At 66.2% G+C, this 14,680-nt stretch carries 13 protein-coding genes; 4 read left to right on the top strand and 9 right to left on the bottom strand.

What is annotated here, in order from left to right; all coding sequences use genetic code 11:
- The first annotated feature begins 89 nt into the window (after window positions 1–89).
- The 4 genes from AVE30378_RS23835 (at window position 90) to AVE30378_RS23850 (ending at window position 6,152) form a co-directional block, all read left to right on the top strand.
- Complete coding sequence (locus AVE30378_RS23835) at window positions 90–3,020, top strand: ribonucleoside-diphosphate reductase subunit alpha (RefSeq protein ID WP_129244220.1); 2,931 nt, start codon at window positions 90–92, stop codon at window positions 3,018–3,020.
- Between the two features lie 20 nt (window positions 3,021–3,040).
- Entirely contained in the window at window positions 3,041–4,240 is a 1,200-nt protein-coding gene (locus tag AVE30378_RS23840; RefSeq protein WP_129244222.1) for a ribonucleotide-diphosphate reductase subunit beta, read from the top strand.
- A gap of 424 nt (window positions 4,241–4,664) precedes the next feature.
- Complete coding sequence (locus AVE30378_RS23845; RefSeq protein ID WP_129244224.1) at window positions 4,665–5,366, top strand: histone H1-like DNA-binding protein; 702 nt, start codon at window positions 4,665–4,667, stop codon at window positions 5,364–5,366.
- A gap of 225 nt (window positions 5,367–5,591) precedes the next feature.
- The gene (locus AVE30378_RS23850) at window positions 5,592–6,152 is read left to right on the top strand and encodes a YggT family protein (protein WP_129244226.1); all 561 of its coding nucleotides are present in this window, start codon (window positions 5,592–5,594) and stop codon (window positions 6,150–6,152) included.
- A gap of 7 nt (window positions 6,153–6,159) precedes the next feature.
- On the opposite strand, the gene AVE30378_RS23855 is transcribed toward AVE30378_RS23850, so the two are convergent.
- The 9 genes from AVE30378_RS23855 to prmA all read right to left on the bottom strand — a co-directional run bounded on the left by AVE30378_RS23855 (window position 6,160) and on the right by prmA (window position 14,573).
- Entirely contained in the window at window positions 6,160–7,608 is a 1,449-nt protein-coding gene (locus AVE30378_RS23855; RefSeq protein ID WP_129244228.1) for a D-alanine--poly(phosphoribitol) ligase, read from the bottom strand.
- Window positions 7,609–7,624: 16 nt separating this feature from the next.
- A complete protein-coding gene (locus tag AVE30378_RS23860; RefSeq protein WP_129244230.1) occupies window positions 7,625–8,752 on the bottom strand; it encodes an MBOAT family O-acyltransferase in 1,128 nt (375 codons plus the stop codon).
- A 7-nt stretch (window positions 8,753–8,759) separates the two neighbouring features.
- Entirely contained in the window at window positions 8,760–8,969 is a 210-nt protein-coding gene (locus AVE30378_RS32615; protein ID WP_165360282.1) for a hypothetical protein, read from the bottom strand.
- Window positions 8,966–10,156: a D-alanyl-lipoteichoic acid biosynthesis protein DltD gene (locus AVE30378_RS23870; protein WP_129244232.1), complete on the bottom strand. Its 1,191-nt coding sequence runs from the start codon at window positions 10,154–10,156 to the stop codon at window positions 8,966–8,968. The genes AVE30378_RS32615 and AVE30378_RS23870 overlap by 4 nt, the downstream gene beginning before the upstream one ends.
- A complete protein-coding gene (locus tag AVE30378_RS23875) occupies window positions 10,134–10,373 on the bottom strand; it encodes an acyl carrier protein (RefSeq protein WP_129244234.1) in 240 nt (79 codons plus the stop codon). Before AVE30378_RS23875 ends, AVE30378_RS23870 begins: the two co-directional genes overlap by 23 nt.
- A gap of 373 nt (window positions 10,374–10,746) precedes the next feature.
- A complete protein-coding gene (locus AVE30378_RS23880; RefSeq protein ID WP_129244236.1) occupies window positions 10,747–11,250 on the bottom strand; it encodes an outer membrane lipoprotein in 504 nt (167 codons plus the stop codon).
- Between the two features lie 194 nt (window positions 11,251–11,444).
- The gene (locus AVE30378_RS23885) at window positions 11,445–12,386 is read right to left on the bottom strand and encodes a carbohydrate kinase family protein (protein ID WP_129244239.1); all 942 of its coding nucleotides are present in this window, start codon (window positions 12,384–12,386) and stop codon (window positions 11,445–11,447) included.
- A 12-nt stretch (window positions 12,387–12,398) separates the two neighbouring features.
- Window positions 12,399–13,619: a DUF3426 domain-containing protein gene (locus AVE30378_RS23890; protein ID WP_129244241.1), complete on the bottom strand. Its 1,221-nt coding sequence runs from the start codon at window positions 13,617–13,619 to the stop codon at window positions 12,399–12,401.
- A 24-nt stretch (window positions 13,620–13,643) separates the two neighbouring features.
- Window positions 13,644–14,573, bottom strand: a complete 930-nt coding sequence (gene prmA, locus AVE30378_RS23895; RefSeq protein ID WP_129244243.1) for a 50S ribosomal protein L11 methyltransferase — start codon at window positions 14,571–14,573, stop codon at window positions 13,644–13,646.
- Window positions 14,574–14,680: the final 107 nt, after the last annotated feature.

Genomic DNA, 14,680 nt, shown 5'->3' on the forward strand with positions numbered 1-14,680 from the left:
AGCGTCGCGATTCCCCTCAAAGACCCGATTTCGTACCGGACATGACCCCGTCATGTCGTTATCTACGCGCTTTTCGCACAGGAGCTTCCATGCAGACTACGATCGCCTCTGTGACCCGGCCTTCGGCCGTGCCGCCCTCTCAAACCGATTCCCCTGCCGACGCCAATGGCGGGCAATGGGCCAGCTACAACATCATTCGCCGCAATGGCTCGGTGGTCGGGTTCGAACCCAACAAGATCGCCATCGCCATGACCAAGGCCTTCCTGGCCGTGAACGGCGGCCAGGGCGCGGCCTCCGCGCGCGTGCGTGAGCTGGTCGAAAATCTGACCGGCCAGGCCGTCAACGCCCTGGTGCGCAACCGCCCCAACGGTGGCACCTTCCATATTGAAGACATCCAGGACCAGGTCGAACTGGCGCTGATGCGCTCGGGCGAGCACGACGTCGCCCGCGCCTACGTGCTGTACCGCGAGAAGCGCACGCAGGAACGCGCCGCGGCAGCCGCCGCCGAAGGCCAGGAGAAGGCCGCCGCCGCCCCGCAGGAACACGTGCTGAACGTGACCGACGCCGGCGTGCGCCGTCCGCTGGACCTGGCCGAACTGCGCGCGACCATCGTCGCCGCCGGCGAAGGCCTGGCCGAATTCATCGACAGCGAAGCCATCCTGAAGGAAACGGTCAAGAACCTGTACGACGGCATCCCCGTCGACGAAGTGTTCAAGTCCGCCATCCTGTCGGCGCGCGCGCTGGTCGAAAAGGACCCGGCCTACAGCCAGGTCACCGCCCGCCTGCTGCTGCACACGATCCGCAAGGAAGTGCTGGGCGAAGAAGTGTCGCAGGACGGCATGGGCGCCCGCTACGCCGAATACTTCCCCACGTTCATCGCCCGCGGCATCGAAGGCGGCCTGCTGTCGCCCGAACTGGCCAGCTATGACCTGGCCAAGCTGGGCCACGCCCTGAACGCCAAGCGCGACCTGCAATTCGGCTATCTCGGCCTGCAAACGCTGTACGACCGCTACTTCCTGCACATCCGCGGCACCCGCATCGAACTGCCGCAGGTGTTCTTCATGCGCGTGGCCATGGGCCTGGCGCTGCGCGAAGCCGACCGCGAAGCCCGCGCCATCGAGTTCTACGAGATCCTGTCCTCGTTCGACTTCATGAGCTCGACGCCGACGCTGTTCAACTCGGGCACCCTGCACTCGCAGTTGTCGTCGTGCTACCTGACCACCGTCTCCGACGACCTGGAAGGCATCTACGACGCCATCAAGGAAAACGCGCTGCTGGCCAAGTACGCCGGCGGCCTGGGCAACGACTGGACCCCGGTGCGCGCGCTGCGCAGCCACATCAAGGGCACCAACGGCGAAAGCCAGGGCGTCGTGCCGTTCCTGAAGGTCGTCAACGACACCGCCGTGGCGGTGAACCAGGGCGGCAAGCGCAAGGGCGCCGTGTGCACGTACCTGGAAACGTGGCACCTGGACATCGAGGAATTCCTGGAACTGCGCAAGAACACCGGCGACGAACGCCGCCGCACCCACGACATGAACACGGCGAACTGGATTCCCGACCTGTTCATGAAGCGCGTCATGGAAGCCGGCGAATGGACCCTGTTCTCGCCGTCCGACTGCCCCGACCTGCACGACAAGGTCGGCCAGGAATTCGAGAAGGCCTACGTCGGCTATGAATCCAAGGTCGCCAGCGGCGAGCTGAAGCTCTTCAAGAAGATGCCGGCGCTGACCCTGTGGCGCAAGATGCTGTCGATGCTGTTCGAAACCGGCCACCCGTGGATCACCTTCAAGGATCCGTGCAACATCCGTTCGCCGCAGCAGCACGTGGGCGTCGTCCACAGCTCGAACCTGTGCACCGAGATCACGCTGAACACCAACGAATCCGAAATCGCGGTGTGCAACCTGGGTTCGGTGAACCTGGTCGCCCACATGAAGCCGGCCGCCGGCGGCGGTTTCGAACTCGACCACGACAAGATCAAGCGCACGGTGCGCATCGCCATGCGCATGCTCGACAACGTGATCGACATCAACTATTACGCCGTCGAGAAGGCCCGCAATTCGAACGCGCGCCATCGTCCGGTGGGCATGGGCATCATGGGCTTCCAGGATTGCCTGCAGATGATGCGCGTGCCTTACGCTTCGCAGGACGCCATCGAATTCGCCGACCGCTCGATGGAAGCCGTGTGCTATCACGCGTACTGGGCCTCGAGCCTGCTGGCCGAAGAACGCGGCCGCTATCAGTCGTACGAAGGCTCGCTGTGGTCGCGCGGCATCCTGCCGCAAGACACGTTGAAGATGCTTCGCGATGAACGCGGCGGCCATGTCGAGGTCGATGAATCGAGCACGCTCGATTGGGATACGTTGCGCGCGCGCATCAAAGAACATGGCATGCGCAACTCCAATTGCATCGCAATCGCCCCAACCGCGACTATTTCCAATATCATTGGTGTATCTGCGTGCATCGAACCTACTTTCCAGAACTTGTACGTCAAATCGAATCTCTCCGGCGAGTTCACGGTCGTTAACGATTACCTCGTGCGTGACCTGAAGAAACTCGGTCTCTGGGACGAAGTCATGGTCGCCGACCTCAAGTACTTCGACGGCAGCCTGTCCCGCATCGATCGCGTACCTTCCGAACTCCGCGAACTCTACGCCACCGCGTTCGAAGTCGAACCGAGCTGGCTGGTTGAATGCGCGTCGCGCCGCCAGAAGTGGATCGATCAAGCCCAGTCGCTGAACATCTACATGGCCGGCGCCTCGGGCAAGAAGCTGGACGACACCTACAAGCTGGCCTGGAAGCGTGGCCTGAAGACGACCTACTACCTGCGCACCCTTGGCGCCACCAGCGCCGAGAAGTCCACGGGACGCGGCGGCGAATTGAACGCCGTCACCGCGGGTGGCCAATCCACGGCTTCGGCCGTGGCCGCCGCACCTGTTTTGCCGGAACCCGAAGTTCTCGGGGCGGTTTGCACCATGCGGCCGGGAGACCCCGGCTTCGAAGAGTGCGAAGCCTGCCAATAACCGCCTCCGGAGAATGAATCATGATTAATTGGGAAGACGACACCATCGCCACGCAACCTGCACAATCGCCCGCCCCCGCGGCGGGCGGGCAGGCTGCGCCCGAAGTACGGGCGGCGACCGGTGTATTCGGCGACGCCGCCATGCCCACGCCCGCCGCGCCTGAACACGCGGCCGGCCTGGCCGTCAGCGGCTCCGCCACCTCGCAGCGCGTGAAGGTTGCCGACAAGCGCGTCATCAACGGCGAGACGGACGTCAATCAGCTCGTGCCCTTCAAGTACAAGTGGGCGTGGGAGAAGTACCTGGCCACTTGCGCCAACCACTGGATGCCGCAAGAAATCAACATGTCGCGCGACATCGCCCTCTGGAAGAACCCGAACGGGCTCACCGAGGACGAGCGCCGCATCGTCAAGCGCAACCTGGGCTTCTTCGTCACGGCCGATTCGCTGGCCGCGAACAACATCGTGCTGGGCACCTACCGCCACATCACGGCGCCCGAGTGCCGCCAGTTCCTGCTGCGCCAGGCGTTCGAGGAAGCGATCCACACCCACGCTTATCAGTACATCGTCGAAAGCCTGGACCTGGACGAGGCGGAGATCTTCAACGCCTACAACGAAGTCCCGTCCATCCGCGCCAAGGACGAGTTCCTGATCCCGTTCATCGACGCGATCGCGGACCCCAACTTCAAGACGGGCACCCCCGAGGCCGACCAGACGCTGCTGAAGTCGCTGATCGTCTTCGCTTGCCTGATGGAAGGCCTGTTCTTCTACGTTGGCTTCACGCAGATCCTGGCGCTGGGCCGCCAGAACAAGATGACCGGCGCCGCCGAGCAGTACATGTACATCCTTCGCGATGAATCCATGCACTGCAACTTCGGCATCGACCTGATCAACACCGTCAAGCTGGAAAATCCGCATCTGTGGACGCCGGAATTCCGCGAAGAAATCCGGGAACTCTTCCGCAAAGCGGTCGAACTCGAATACGCTTACGCCGAAGACACGATGCCGCGCGGCGTGTTGGGCCTGAACGCCCCCATGTTCAAGTCCTACCTGCGCTTCATCGCGAACCGCCGTTGCCAGCAAATCGGTATCGAACCGCTGTTCCCGCAGGAAGAAAACCCCTTCCCGTGGATGGCGGAAATGATCGACCTTAAAAAGGAACGCAACTTTTTTGAAACTCGCGTGATCGAATACCAAACCGGTGGCACGCTGAGCTGGGAGTAAACGCAGTTCGTCATCAGGCCCGGCGCGGGCACGCTCCAGAATCAAGGAGCGTCGCGTTCGCGACAGGCTTGATGGCGCTCTCCTCGGTCAGGGTGTTTTGTCGCCGGGCCGCCTCAAGGCAAAAACGCACCCCCTCGGGGGCAGCGAGCCGAAAGCGCGGCGCGGGGACAGTTTCGAACACGTAGAACAAGCGGTAGGCGGTCTGTGATCAGACTGCCCACCGGCGCCATTTGAAATGGCTCGCGCCAAAGGAGCGGGGGCCATATCAAATGGCTGTGCCGAATTCATTAGCGCAAACCGTAGTAGCTGTTGCTCGCACAGAACAGCGGCATGCGCCGATGAATAGCCCGGGCACGATCCGTCTTGTTGGCGGGTCGGGGCACGGGTTTAAGTTCTGGGACCCCTGAACCTAAGGAGCATGACCATGGCAACAGCCAAGAAAGCCGTAAAGAAAGCGGTGAAAAAGCCCGCCGCCAAGAAGGCAGTAGCGAAGAAGGCCGCTCCGGCCAAGAAAGCTGCCGTCAAGAAGGTAGCCGTCAAGAAAGTCGCCGCCAAGAAACCGGCAGTGAAGAAGGTTGCCGCCAAGAAGCCGGCCGTCAAGAAAGCCGTCGCCAAGAAGGCGGTAGCGAAGAAGGCCGTCGCCAAGAAGGCAGTAGCCAAGAAGGCCGTCGCCAAGAAAGCGGTAGCCAAGAAGGTCGTCGCCAAGAAGGCAGTAGCCAAGAAGGCCGTCGCCAAGAAGGCGGTTGCCAAAAAGGCCGTCGCCAAGAAAGCGGTAGCCAAGAAGGTCGTCGCCAAGAAGGCGGTTGCCAAGAAGGCCGTCGCCAAGAAAGCGGTAGCCAAGAAGGCTCCGGCTGCCAAGAAGGCGGTTGCCAAGAAGGCTCCGGCCGCCAAGAAGGCGCCTGCTGCCAAGAAGGCCGTTGCCAAGAAGGCTCCCGCCGCCAAGAAGGCCCCCGCTGCCGCCAAGCCTGCTGCTGCCAAGAAGCCGGCCGCTGCAAAGAAGCCTGCCGCGAAGAAAGCCGCTCCGAAGAAGCCCGTAACGCCGCCGTCCACGGCAGCCGCCCCGGGCGCGAAGACCGCGCTGAACCCCGCCGCGTCGTGGCCGTTCCCGACCGGTGGCCGTCCCTAATCAGGACGGTTCGAAGCCTTAGCTTCGCGAGAGCCGCCTGGCCTTGGCCGGGCGGCTTTTTTGTTGGCCTCCGTGCCACCGGGCTAGCTCCCCCCCAAAAAAGGGCATCTTTTGCCTTGGGGCGGCCCGACAGCAAGAGCCCCCCCGACGGTTCCGGCACAGGGGCGTTCTTTTCACGCTTGAGCGTGCGACAATTGTCTCCTCTTTTTCAGGGTGATCGTGTCCATGCTCGGTGAAATCTTCCGCTTCCTTCTCGAAATCGTGTTCACGCTGTTCGGAGCGGCGCTGATTGCCCGCGCCTGGATGCACGCGATACGGCTGCACCCCTTCAATCCCCTCGCCCGCGCGGTCTATCAGGCCACCAACTGGCTGGTGACGCCCCTGCGCAAGATCATTCCGGCCGGCAACAAGATCGACTGGACGAGCCTGGTCGCGGCCTGGCTGTCGGCGCTGGTCTACCTGGTGCTCATCTGGCTGGTGGCGATCGGCGCGCTGATTCCTCTCGAACTGCTGCCCGCCGCCATGGGGTCGGCGCTGATCATGGCCGCCAAATGGGCGCTGAACCTGGTGGTCTGGCTGACGCTGATCCAGGCGGTGCTGTCGTGGGTCAACCCGATGGCCCCCATGATGCCGCTGCTGCAGGCGCTGACCGACCCGATGCTCAATCCGATCCGCCGCATCCTGCCCCGCACCTCGATCGACTTCTCGCCGCTGGTGCTGCTGATCGTGGCGCAGATCGTGCTGATGGTCCTGGCCCGCCTGAGCTACGGCATGATGGGCGTCTGAAGCACCCCTACACCGGAATGGCGGCGTAGATCTCGATCAGCTTCTTGCGGTCGATCTTGTGGTTGTTCGACATGGGCAGCGACGGGCAGGCCACCAGTTCCGACGGCACCATGTAAGGCGGCAGGCGCCGGGCCAGCCGCGCCTTCCAGCCGTCGAGCGCGTCCGGCGCCAGCAGGCTGGCCGCCTGGCCTTCAGCGGCGCCCGCCACGAAGCCGATCAGGCGCACCGCCGTGCCGTCGGGCCGGCGCAGCACGGCGCAAGCGCCGCCCTCCACGCCCGGCAAACCGTGCAGCGCCTCGTCGATCTCGGCCAGCTCTATGCGGTAGCCGTTCAGCTTGATCTGGTCGTCCATCCGGCCGCGGCAGAACAGCAAGCCGCCTTCCCCCATCTGCCCCAGGTCGCCGGTGCGGAACGCCCGCCGGCCGTCGGCATAGGTGTAGAGCTTGGCCTCGTTCAGGTCGGCGCGGTTCAGGTAGCCGCGCATCACGTGGTCGCCCACGATGCAGATCTCGCCGCCCTCGTCCACCAGCAGCACGCTGTCCGGTTTGGCATGGCCGACCGGCAGCGGATCGTGCGCGGCCAGCACGGCGTCGGTCACTTCGATCCAGGTGGTGGCCACGGTGGCCTCGGTCGGACCGTAGGTATTCAGGATGACCGCGCCGGGGAAGCGCTGGCGCAGCTTCCTGGCCAGCGCCGCGGGCAGGGGCTCGCCGCAGAACAGGAAGGTGCGCAGCGCGGGCAGCGCGGCCGGCGAGAAATCGCGGTTGGCCAGTTGCTGGTGGGCGAACGACGGCGTGGACACCCATACGGTCACGCCATGCTCCGCCAGCCGGGGGATCCACGCGCCCGCGGCCGCGATCTGTTCGCGCGCGTTCAGCACGCAACTGCCGCCCGAGGCCAGGGTGGCGAACACCTCGTACATGGACAGGTCGAAACTGAACGGCGCCTGGTTCATGAACACGGGCGCCTCGCCCAGGCCGAAACTGCCCAGCATCCAGTCGCCCAGCAGGCCGACGCTTTCGCGGCCGATCTGCACGCCCTTGGGATCGCCCGTGCTGCCCGAGGTGAACATGACGTAGGCCAGGCCGCGCTCGGCCAACTGGGCGCCCTGGCCCGGCGTGAACGTGCCGGCCGCCGCGTCGTAGACGGCCGCGGGACGCACGATCTCGACGATGCGGCGCAGGCGTTCGGCCGGATAAATGGTGTCCACCGGGACGAAGGGCGCGCCGATCAGCAGCGCCCCCACCATCGCGACGAAGAAGGACGCTTCCTTGTGGCCGTATATGGCCACCGGCACGTCCGGCGCGGCGCCGTGCCGGCGCGCTTCGTCGGCCCAGGCGCAGGCCTCGTCGCGCAATTGCGCCCACGTCAGGCTGCGGTCGGCGGCGGCGACGGCCAGCGCGCCGGGGGCACGCTCGGACTCCGTGAACCGGAAGGATTTCAGGTCGAAACGCATGCCGAAACTCCCGGCGTCAAATGGGGCTGCGGCCGCTGAACACGTAGAGCGCCAGCGCGGCCAGGATCAGGGTGAACACGCGCCCGAGCAGGCGCATGGCGGGCCGCGCCAGGGCCGCCTGCAGGGCCGGTCGGGTGCGCGCGGCGTTGACCAGCAGGTTGTGGCCCACCGAGTACGCGCCGAACATGAGGCCGCTGACGATGTAGTGCGGCGACAGGCCGTTCCAGACTCCCATGGCCAGCAGGGTCGCGAAGATGCCGATGTTCTGCGCGGCCAGGCGGTGGCGCGAGAAGTACGCGGTCTTGCTGAGCGCCTTGTAGATGGGCATGAAGACCACGTCGCGCAGCCATTCCGACAGGCTGATGTGCCAGCGCCGCCAGAAATCCTGCGGGTTCAGCGTCGCCAGCGGGTTGCGGAAGTTGATCGGCAGGGTGAAGCCGAACAGCATGCCGATGCCGATCGCCATCGTGGAATAGCCCGCGAAGTCGAAGAACAGGTAGGCGCTGTAGAGCGAGGCATTGAGGGCCACGCCGGTGAACGAATAGTCGTGCGCGTCCAGCGTCGCCAGGCCGTAGCGCCAGATTGCCTCGGCCAGGCCGAACTTCTGGATGACGCCCAGCATGATGAGTTCCAGGCCGCTCAGCCAGGTGTTCAGGTTCACGCCCTCGTAGCCGCGCTTCAGGTCCGCCTGGAAATTGCGCCAGCGGTACATGGGGCCGGCCAGCAGCGTCAGCGGGAAGAACAGGTAGATGAAGTAATCCAGCGGCGAGACGCGCTCGTTGCGTTGCGCGAACAGCAGCACGTCGACGGCGCGGAAGGTGGCGAACGACAGGCCCAGCATCGCGCCCAGGTGCGACACGCCCGTCTTCACCAGCAGCAGCGGCGCCATCGTAATGACCACGCCCAGCCAGGTGGGGATGTAGTTGCGCCGCACCGCCCACAGCGCGCCGCCCGAAATGGCGATCAGCGCGATCGGCTGGTAGGGGCGCGCCCAGAACACCGCCATCCAGACGCCCAGGCAGATCACCCCGATGACGTGCCGGTAGCCGATGCGCAGCGGCATGCCGAAAGAACGGTACGCCAACAGGCCCAGGCCGCCGAACAGGGCGCCGCCGAAAAAGCTCAAGCTTGCGAACAATTCCATGCTGCGGTCAGAACTGTTGGTATTGGAATTCGACCTTGATCGGTCCGCCGCTGCCCGTGGTGGGCTGCGCTTGCAGCACGAACACCAGGATCACCCCGACGTACAGGCACAGGTGCCAGAAGAAGCGGCGCCCCCAGGCGGCGCCCGGCTTGCGGGGCGCCTGCCCTTCGGCGGGGCTGCCTGCCTTCGGCCCGGCCCAGGAAAATAATTTGTTCATCGGGAAAAGTACTCCGCAATGCCTTGGTCGGCCAGCGCCCAGCCGAGTTCGGCCAGATGCATGTCGTCGCGCAGCATGCCTGGCTCGAACGGGATGCTGTAGAGGTCCAGGCAACCCATCCGATAACGGGCGCACATGCCGGTGATGGCGGCCACCACCGGGTCGAAGCGCTCGACGTCCAGGATGAGTTTGGGGTTGAACGGCTGGATGACGAAATAGGCGCGGACCTTGCGTTTCTGCAGCAGGGCCATGACGCGCGACAGGTCGCCCAGTTCGGCGCGGGTGATCGGGTCGACGTCGGCGAACTCGTTGCGGGCCGGCGAATACAGCGGCGCCAGGTACTGCCGGTAGTAATCGTCGCGCACGTCGTAGGGATTGTGGCCGCCCAGGTCGCGTTCGGCCTCGCGCGCCTGGTGCGTCAGCCGGCCCCACTGGCCCTGGTCGAGGCGGGCGGCCGACGGCCAGGACACATAGCGGTGCGCGGGCACGGACAACTTGCTGCGCGGCCGGTCGGGCGCCGGTTCCTTGCGCGCCAGCCACCACAGCGACAGCTTGTCCTTCAGCTCGGCGACCTGGCCATTGGCGATGAGCCACAACAGCCCCCAGTTGGCATTGTCGGTGATCCAGGTCTGCATCTGCTCGCGCGTGCTGGGCTGGTCCCACAGGCGGTCCCAGACCGGGCCGGTCACGTGTTCGGCGAACGCGCTGCGCGGCAACTGGCCGCCCGAGGCGAACCAGGCCGGCGACACCATGATCACCAGCCGGGTATTGGGCGTCAGCGAATCCGCCACCGACTCCAGCACGCTGACGATGCCGTAGGACTGGAACATGGCGTGGCCGTAGGCCAGCGTGGGCACCTTCAGCTCTTCCGGGAAGAACCGGTAGGGAACGAAGCGCAGGTCGTGGCTGGACAGTTCGGAAGAGCCGAGCACGACCAGCGTCCCGTCGCTCAGGGCATTGCCCAGGCGGTTCAGGTTGACGTGCTGTGTGCCCCAGTCCGGCCCCAGGTTGGGCAGGTAGTTGCTCTTGCCGGCGGCCACGGCCGCCGGGGTCGGCTGCATGGGATTCACGAGGCGGCTGAGCAGGTCGTCCGCGCCGCAATAGGCCCCGACAGCCAGCGCCACCGCCGTCGCGGCGGCCGCGACGTGGGACAACAGCCGGGAATTACGCAGTATGGGCAGCGACATAGCCGGCAAGCGTGCGGACCGACTGTAGATGCTCCGCGATCTCGGGAGCCGGAATGCTGCAGCCGTACTCCGACTCGACCGCGAGCGTGATATCCACGGCGGCCAGCGAGTCGACCAGGCCGGTGGCGATCAGTTGCGTATCGGGAGTGACTTTCTTCATGACGATCGACTCGACGATCTCGCCGATCCTGGTGTGGAGTTCTTGCTCGGAATGCATAGCTAGTGCAGCGTTACGTTGCCTTGTCGGCAAAACATCCCCCGCCCCGGGGTTCAGGACGACGAGGATACTGAGAAAATGCTGAAACCGAACTGAAATTCCAGCTTGCCAGAACGACGCCGTGATGCACTTGGTTACATGGTAGCCGCGGCGCGACGTCGATCGCAGGCGCAATCATGTCACTTCGTCCGTGGAATCGCCATGAGACTTTTGGAGAAAATGGCGAGAAAAGGCTGGAAAGCGTAACGCCTGCGGGTAAGTCCCGGGGTGCCGCGTTGCGACGGAGCGACATCTGGCAAAAGAATGCCCGCTTGCGCGGGCATCTTCACATACTGGCCGCCCCGGAAAACCGCCTGCCGGGGCGCGGCAGCAATTACATCGGCGTCACGCGGGTCGGGCCGGCGCCGCTGATCACCTGGACGCGCTGGCCCACGCTGATGGGCACATCCGCTTCCTGCGCCACGACGCGGGTTTCGCCGTTGTCGAGACGCACGGTGATTTCGTAGCCGGAATTCTTGCCGGTCTGGTTTTCGACGGCGTTACCCGCCAGCGCGCCCAGAATGACGCCGCCGACCGTGGCGATGGTGCGGCCGGTGCCGCCGCCGATGGCGTTGCCCGCCACGCCGCCCAGCGCGCCGCCGGCCACCATGCCGACCCCGCTGGATTTGTCGTTCTGAATCACGATGGGACGCACGCCCGTCACCGTTCCCGTGCGCACGATCTGCTCGCGCTGCGCCTGGTCATAGCTGTACACGCCGCTGGACGCGCTGCGGTTGGCGCAGCCGCCCAGAACTGCCATCGACGTTACGACGGCAGCGATGGCCAGCCACCGGCCGGCGCGCGGCGACACCAGGGAAAGAGATTTGCTTTGGTTCATTTGGACTCCTCGATCGGCTATGCCGATGACTTCTTGATCATACTCCGCCCCGCAAGAACGGCCATCGCGGCTGCAACACACTGAAACTCACGGCCAGAAGCTGCAAACAACCGGGCGAACCCGCCGCCGCGCGCCGGCCTCGCGGCTATTCGACCGGACGGGCGCCGCCGGGTTCCCCGAGGCGCCGGAGACGCTCAGCCGGGCAGATGGATACCGTAGGCGGCATGCAGCACGGCATCGATCTCGGCGCGCGACGGCGCGTGGTTCTGCGGCCCGCGCGAAGCGATCTTGATGGCGCCCATGACGTTGCCCAGGCGGCAGCTATCTTCCCAGTTCCAGCCGCTGGTGAGGCCATAGAGCAGGCCGCCGCGCTGGGCGTCGCCGCAACCCGTCGGGTCCACGACCTGGGCCGCGCGCACCGGCTCGATATGGATGGTCTTGCCGCCGGTCAGCAAGGTCGCGCCTTCGGCGCCCCGCGTCACCACCACGGCCTGCAGTGCGCCGGCGATGTCGGCCATGCTGCGGCCCGTGCGCTGTTCCACCACGCCCGCCTCGTAGTCGTTCACCGTCAGCGCGCGCGCCAGCTTCAGCATGCGCTCCAGGTCCGCGCCGTCGAACAGCGGCATGGCCTGGCCCAGGTCGAAGATGAACGGGATGCCGCGTTGGTGCAGGCGTTCGGCGTGGGCGAACATGCCCTCTTTCGCGTCGGGCGCGATGATGGCCCATTCCGCGTCGGCATCGCTGAGGTCGTTATCGGCCGCGAACGACATGGCGCCCGGGTGGAAGGCCGTGATCTGGTTGTCGTCCAGGTCGGTCGTGATGAAGCATTGCGCGGTGAAGGTATCGGGAATGACCTTCACGCGGCTGACGTCGATGCCCAGGTCCGACAGGCGCGCCAGGTATTCGCCCGCGTCCTCGCCCACGGTCGCCACCGGCACGGGCTTGCCGCCCAGCAGGTTCATGTTGTAGGCGATGTTGCCCGAGCAGCCGCCGTATTCCTTGCGCATGCTGGGCACCAGGAACGACACGCTCAGGGATTGGATGCGGTCGGCCAGGATGTGCTCTTTGAAATGGCCTTCGAACACCGCGATGGTGTCGAACGCCATCGAACCGCAAACCAGGACTGGGGTCGCCATGCTTGTCATCCTTTAAGGAAAGAATTTATCGATTTGGTAGCCATTGACCTGAACGCCGGTCACTTCAATGGGTACGGAGATTTTCAGCTCTCCGGCAGGCGCGAACGGGCCGCGCAACTGTTCGGGAGTGAGATAGTTTTCGGGCATCAGCACGCGGCGCACCACCACCGTGTCCGACAGGTCCGTCAGGTCCAGCACCAGCGCGGGCCAGTGCTGCGGCTTGTCGTAGCGGTTGCGCAGCACCAGGTTCAGCACGAGCCGGCTGCGCCCATCGTCGATCGCCGCCGCGCCCGTCGGCGGCTGCAGCGACGAGGAAGAAATCGCGATGCGTTCCAGCCGGCGCGCGTATCCCACGGTGCAGCCCAGGGGCTGGCACGCGGTTTCCAGCACCGGCCGCAGGGCCGGCACGGAGTTGGCGATGTCGCCGCGGTACACATACAGCAGTTGCAGGCCCAGCGCGATCAGGCCGGCCAGGCAGGCGCCGCCCCACAGCTTGCGTATCAGGCCGCGCCGCTCCTGGCGGTCCTGGTCCAGGAATTCGGGCGGCGCGCGGCCCACGTCGGTCGCGCTGGAATAGCGCGTGCGCGTATCGCCCAGCACCGGCTCGCGCGGATCGTCGCGGTCGGGGCCGTATTCGTCTTCGTATTCGTCGTCGCGCGCATCGTCGCGCACGTCCACGTGCCGGTAGTCGCCCTCCGGGGCCAGCGACGGCTCCGCGGGCGCGCCGGCGCGGCGCGCGCCCCAACCGATGGCGGGTTCGGCGTCCGCCGCGAAGACCGGATCGGGGCGACGGGCGGGCGATGGCGGCGCGGCGGGCGCGGCCCGGCGCGGCGGTTCCGCGTCATCGGCGGCATCGTCGTCAAAACCGTCTTCATCGTCCTCGTCCTCCGGCGAGCCGGCGTCGGGCTCGGCGCGGCGGCGGATATCGTCGCGCCCGCGCAGCACGGCGGGCGGAAGCGCGGGCGAAACGGCGGCGGGCGCTTCGGGTTCGTCTTCCCAGGGCGGAGGGGCTTCGGCGGCGGGCGCGGCCAGGACCGGCGCGGGGTTGGCGCTCGCCGCGGGTGCCGCCGGCGGGGGTGCCGCCGGCGCGCCGGGCTCGGCCAACAGGCAGGCGCGCCCGTCGAATACCGTGGAGCAGGCGCCGCAGCGCACCAGGCCGTTACGGACCCGGAGTTGGTCAGGCACCACCTTGAAGGAAGTGCCGCACTGCGGGCAACGGGTGGTCAAGGCCATGGCGCGATCCTGCGGCGACTGCGCTCAGGCCTTCTGGCCGTGCAGGCAGACCCAGCCGTCGCGGGCGCGCCAGGCCGACATCGCGATCCAGGGCGCGTAGGCGGCGGCCACTTCCTCGGCCTGGCGCTCCAGGACGCCCGACAGCACCAGGTGGCCGCCCGCGGCGACGCGCCCGGCCAGCATGGGCGCCAGCACCTTCAGCGGGTTGGACAGAATGTTGGCCACCACCACCTCGAACGCGCCTTCCGGCAGCGCGTCGGGCAGCATGGCCTGAAGCTCGACCCGGTTGACCCCGGCATTGAAGACCGTGCTCTGCACGGCCTGGGCGTCGATGTCGACGGCAAGGGTCGGGCCCGCGCCGAGCTTGCGCGCGGCGATGGCGAGAATCCCCGAACCGCAGCCGTAGTCCAGCAGCGTGGCGCCCTGCGGCAGTTCGGCCTCGAGCCAGGCCAGGCACAGATGGGTGGTCGGATGGCTGCCCGTGCCGAACGCCAGGCCGGGATCGAGTTCGATGTGGATCGATCCGTCCTGCGCGGGCGCGTCCGGCTCGAACCCGGGCACGTCGGGGCTGTCGCGGTGCCAACTGGGCACGATCCACAGCCGCTCGGCGATATGGATGGGACCGAACTGCGACTGCGTCAGGCGCACCCAGTCGGCGTCGGGCACCTCGCGCAGGCTCCAGCCGGCGAACAGCGCGGGATCCAGCCCGCCCGCCTCGGCGGCCTCTTCCAGGATCTGCGCCGGGTCCGCGCCGTCGGGCAACAGGGCGACGACGCGATTGCGGTCCCAGGCCTGCACGTCGGGCTCGGTGCCCGGTTCGCCGAACAAGGGACGCTCGTCGTCGGTGCCCAGGTCGGCGTCTTCGACGGACACCGACAGCACGCCCGCTTCGAGCAGCGCGTCCGACAGGGCCTCGGCCTGAGCCTCCAGGCAATGGAGCACGAGTTCACGCATGATTATTTCTTCCATCTGGCCAACGGGCCGCGGCATGCGCCGCGGCCCGTTGGCCGTATAACCCCGGAATATCGCCCAAAGGACCTCTTCCTGGAGCAAAAAGGGGC

Source organism: Achromobacter veterisilvae (genome assembly GCF_900496975.1).
Taxonomy (GTDB): Bacteria; Pseudomonadota; Gammaproteobacteria; order Burkholderiales; family Burkholderiaceae_B; genus Achromobacter; species Achromobacter veterisilvae.

Coding starts and splice junctions, on each gene's coding strand:
- AVE30378_RS23835 (WP_129244220.1), top strand. CDS start 90: ATGCAGACTACGATCGCCTCTGTGACCCGGCCTTCGGCCGTGCCGCCC.
- AVE30378_RS23840 (WP_129244222.1), top strand. CDS start 3,041: ATGATTAATTGGGAAGACGACACCATCGCCACGCAACCTGCACAATCG.
- AVE30378_RS23845 (WP_129244224.1), top strand. CDS start 4,665: ATGGCAACAGCCAAGAAAGCCGTAAAGAAAGCGGTGAAAAAGCCCGCC.
- AVE30378_RS23850 (WP_129244226.1), top strand. CDS start 5,592: ATGCTCGGTGAAATCTTCCGCTTCCTTCTCGAAATCGTGTTCACGCTG.
- AVE30378_RS23855 (WP_129244228.1), bottom strand. CDS start 7,608: ATGCGTTTCGACCTGAAATCCTTCCGGTTCACGGAGTCCGAGCGTGCC.
- AVE30378_RS23860 (WP_129244230.1), bottom strand. CDS start 8,752: ATGGAATTGTTCGCAAGCTTGAGCTTTTTCGGCGGCGCCCTGTTCGGC.
- AVE30378_RS32615 (WP_165360282.1), bottom strand. CDS start 8,969: ATGAACAAATTATTTTCCTGGGCCGGGCCGAAGGCAGGCAGCCCCGCC.
- AVE30378_RS23870 (WP_129244232.1), bottom strand. CDS start 10,156: ATGTCGCTGCCCATACTGCGTAATTCCCGGCTGTTGTCCCACGTCGCG.
- AVE30378_RS23875 (WP_129244234.1), bottom strand. CDS start 10,373: ATGCATTCCGAGCAAGAACTCCACACCAGGATCGGCGAGATCGTCGAG.
- AVE30378_RS23880 (WP_129244236.1), bottom strand. CDS start 11,250: ATGAACCAAAGCAAATCTCTTTCCCTGGTGTCGCCGCGCGCCGGCCGG.
- AVE30378_RS23885 (WP_129244239.1), bottom strand. CDS start 12,386: ATGGCGACCCCAGTCCTGGTTTGCGGTTCGATGGCGTTCGACACCATC.
- AVE30378_RS23890 (WP_129244241.1), bottom strand. CDS start 13,619: ATGGCCTTGACCACCCGTTGCCCGCAGTGCGGCACTTCCTTCAAGGTG.
- prmA (WP_129244243.1), bottom strand. CDS start 14,573: ATGCGTGAACTCGTGCTCCATTGCCTGGAGGCTCAGGCCGAGGCCCTG.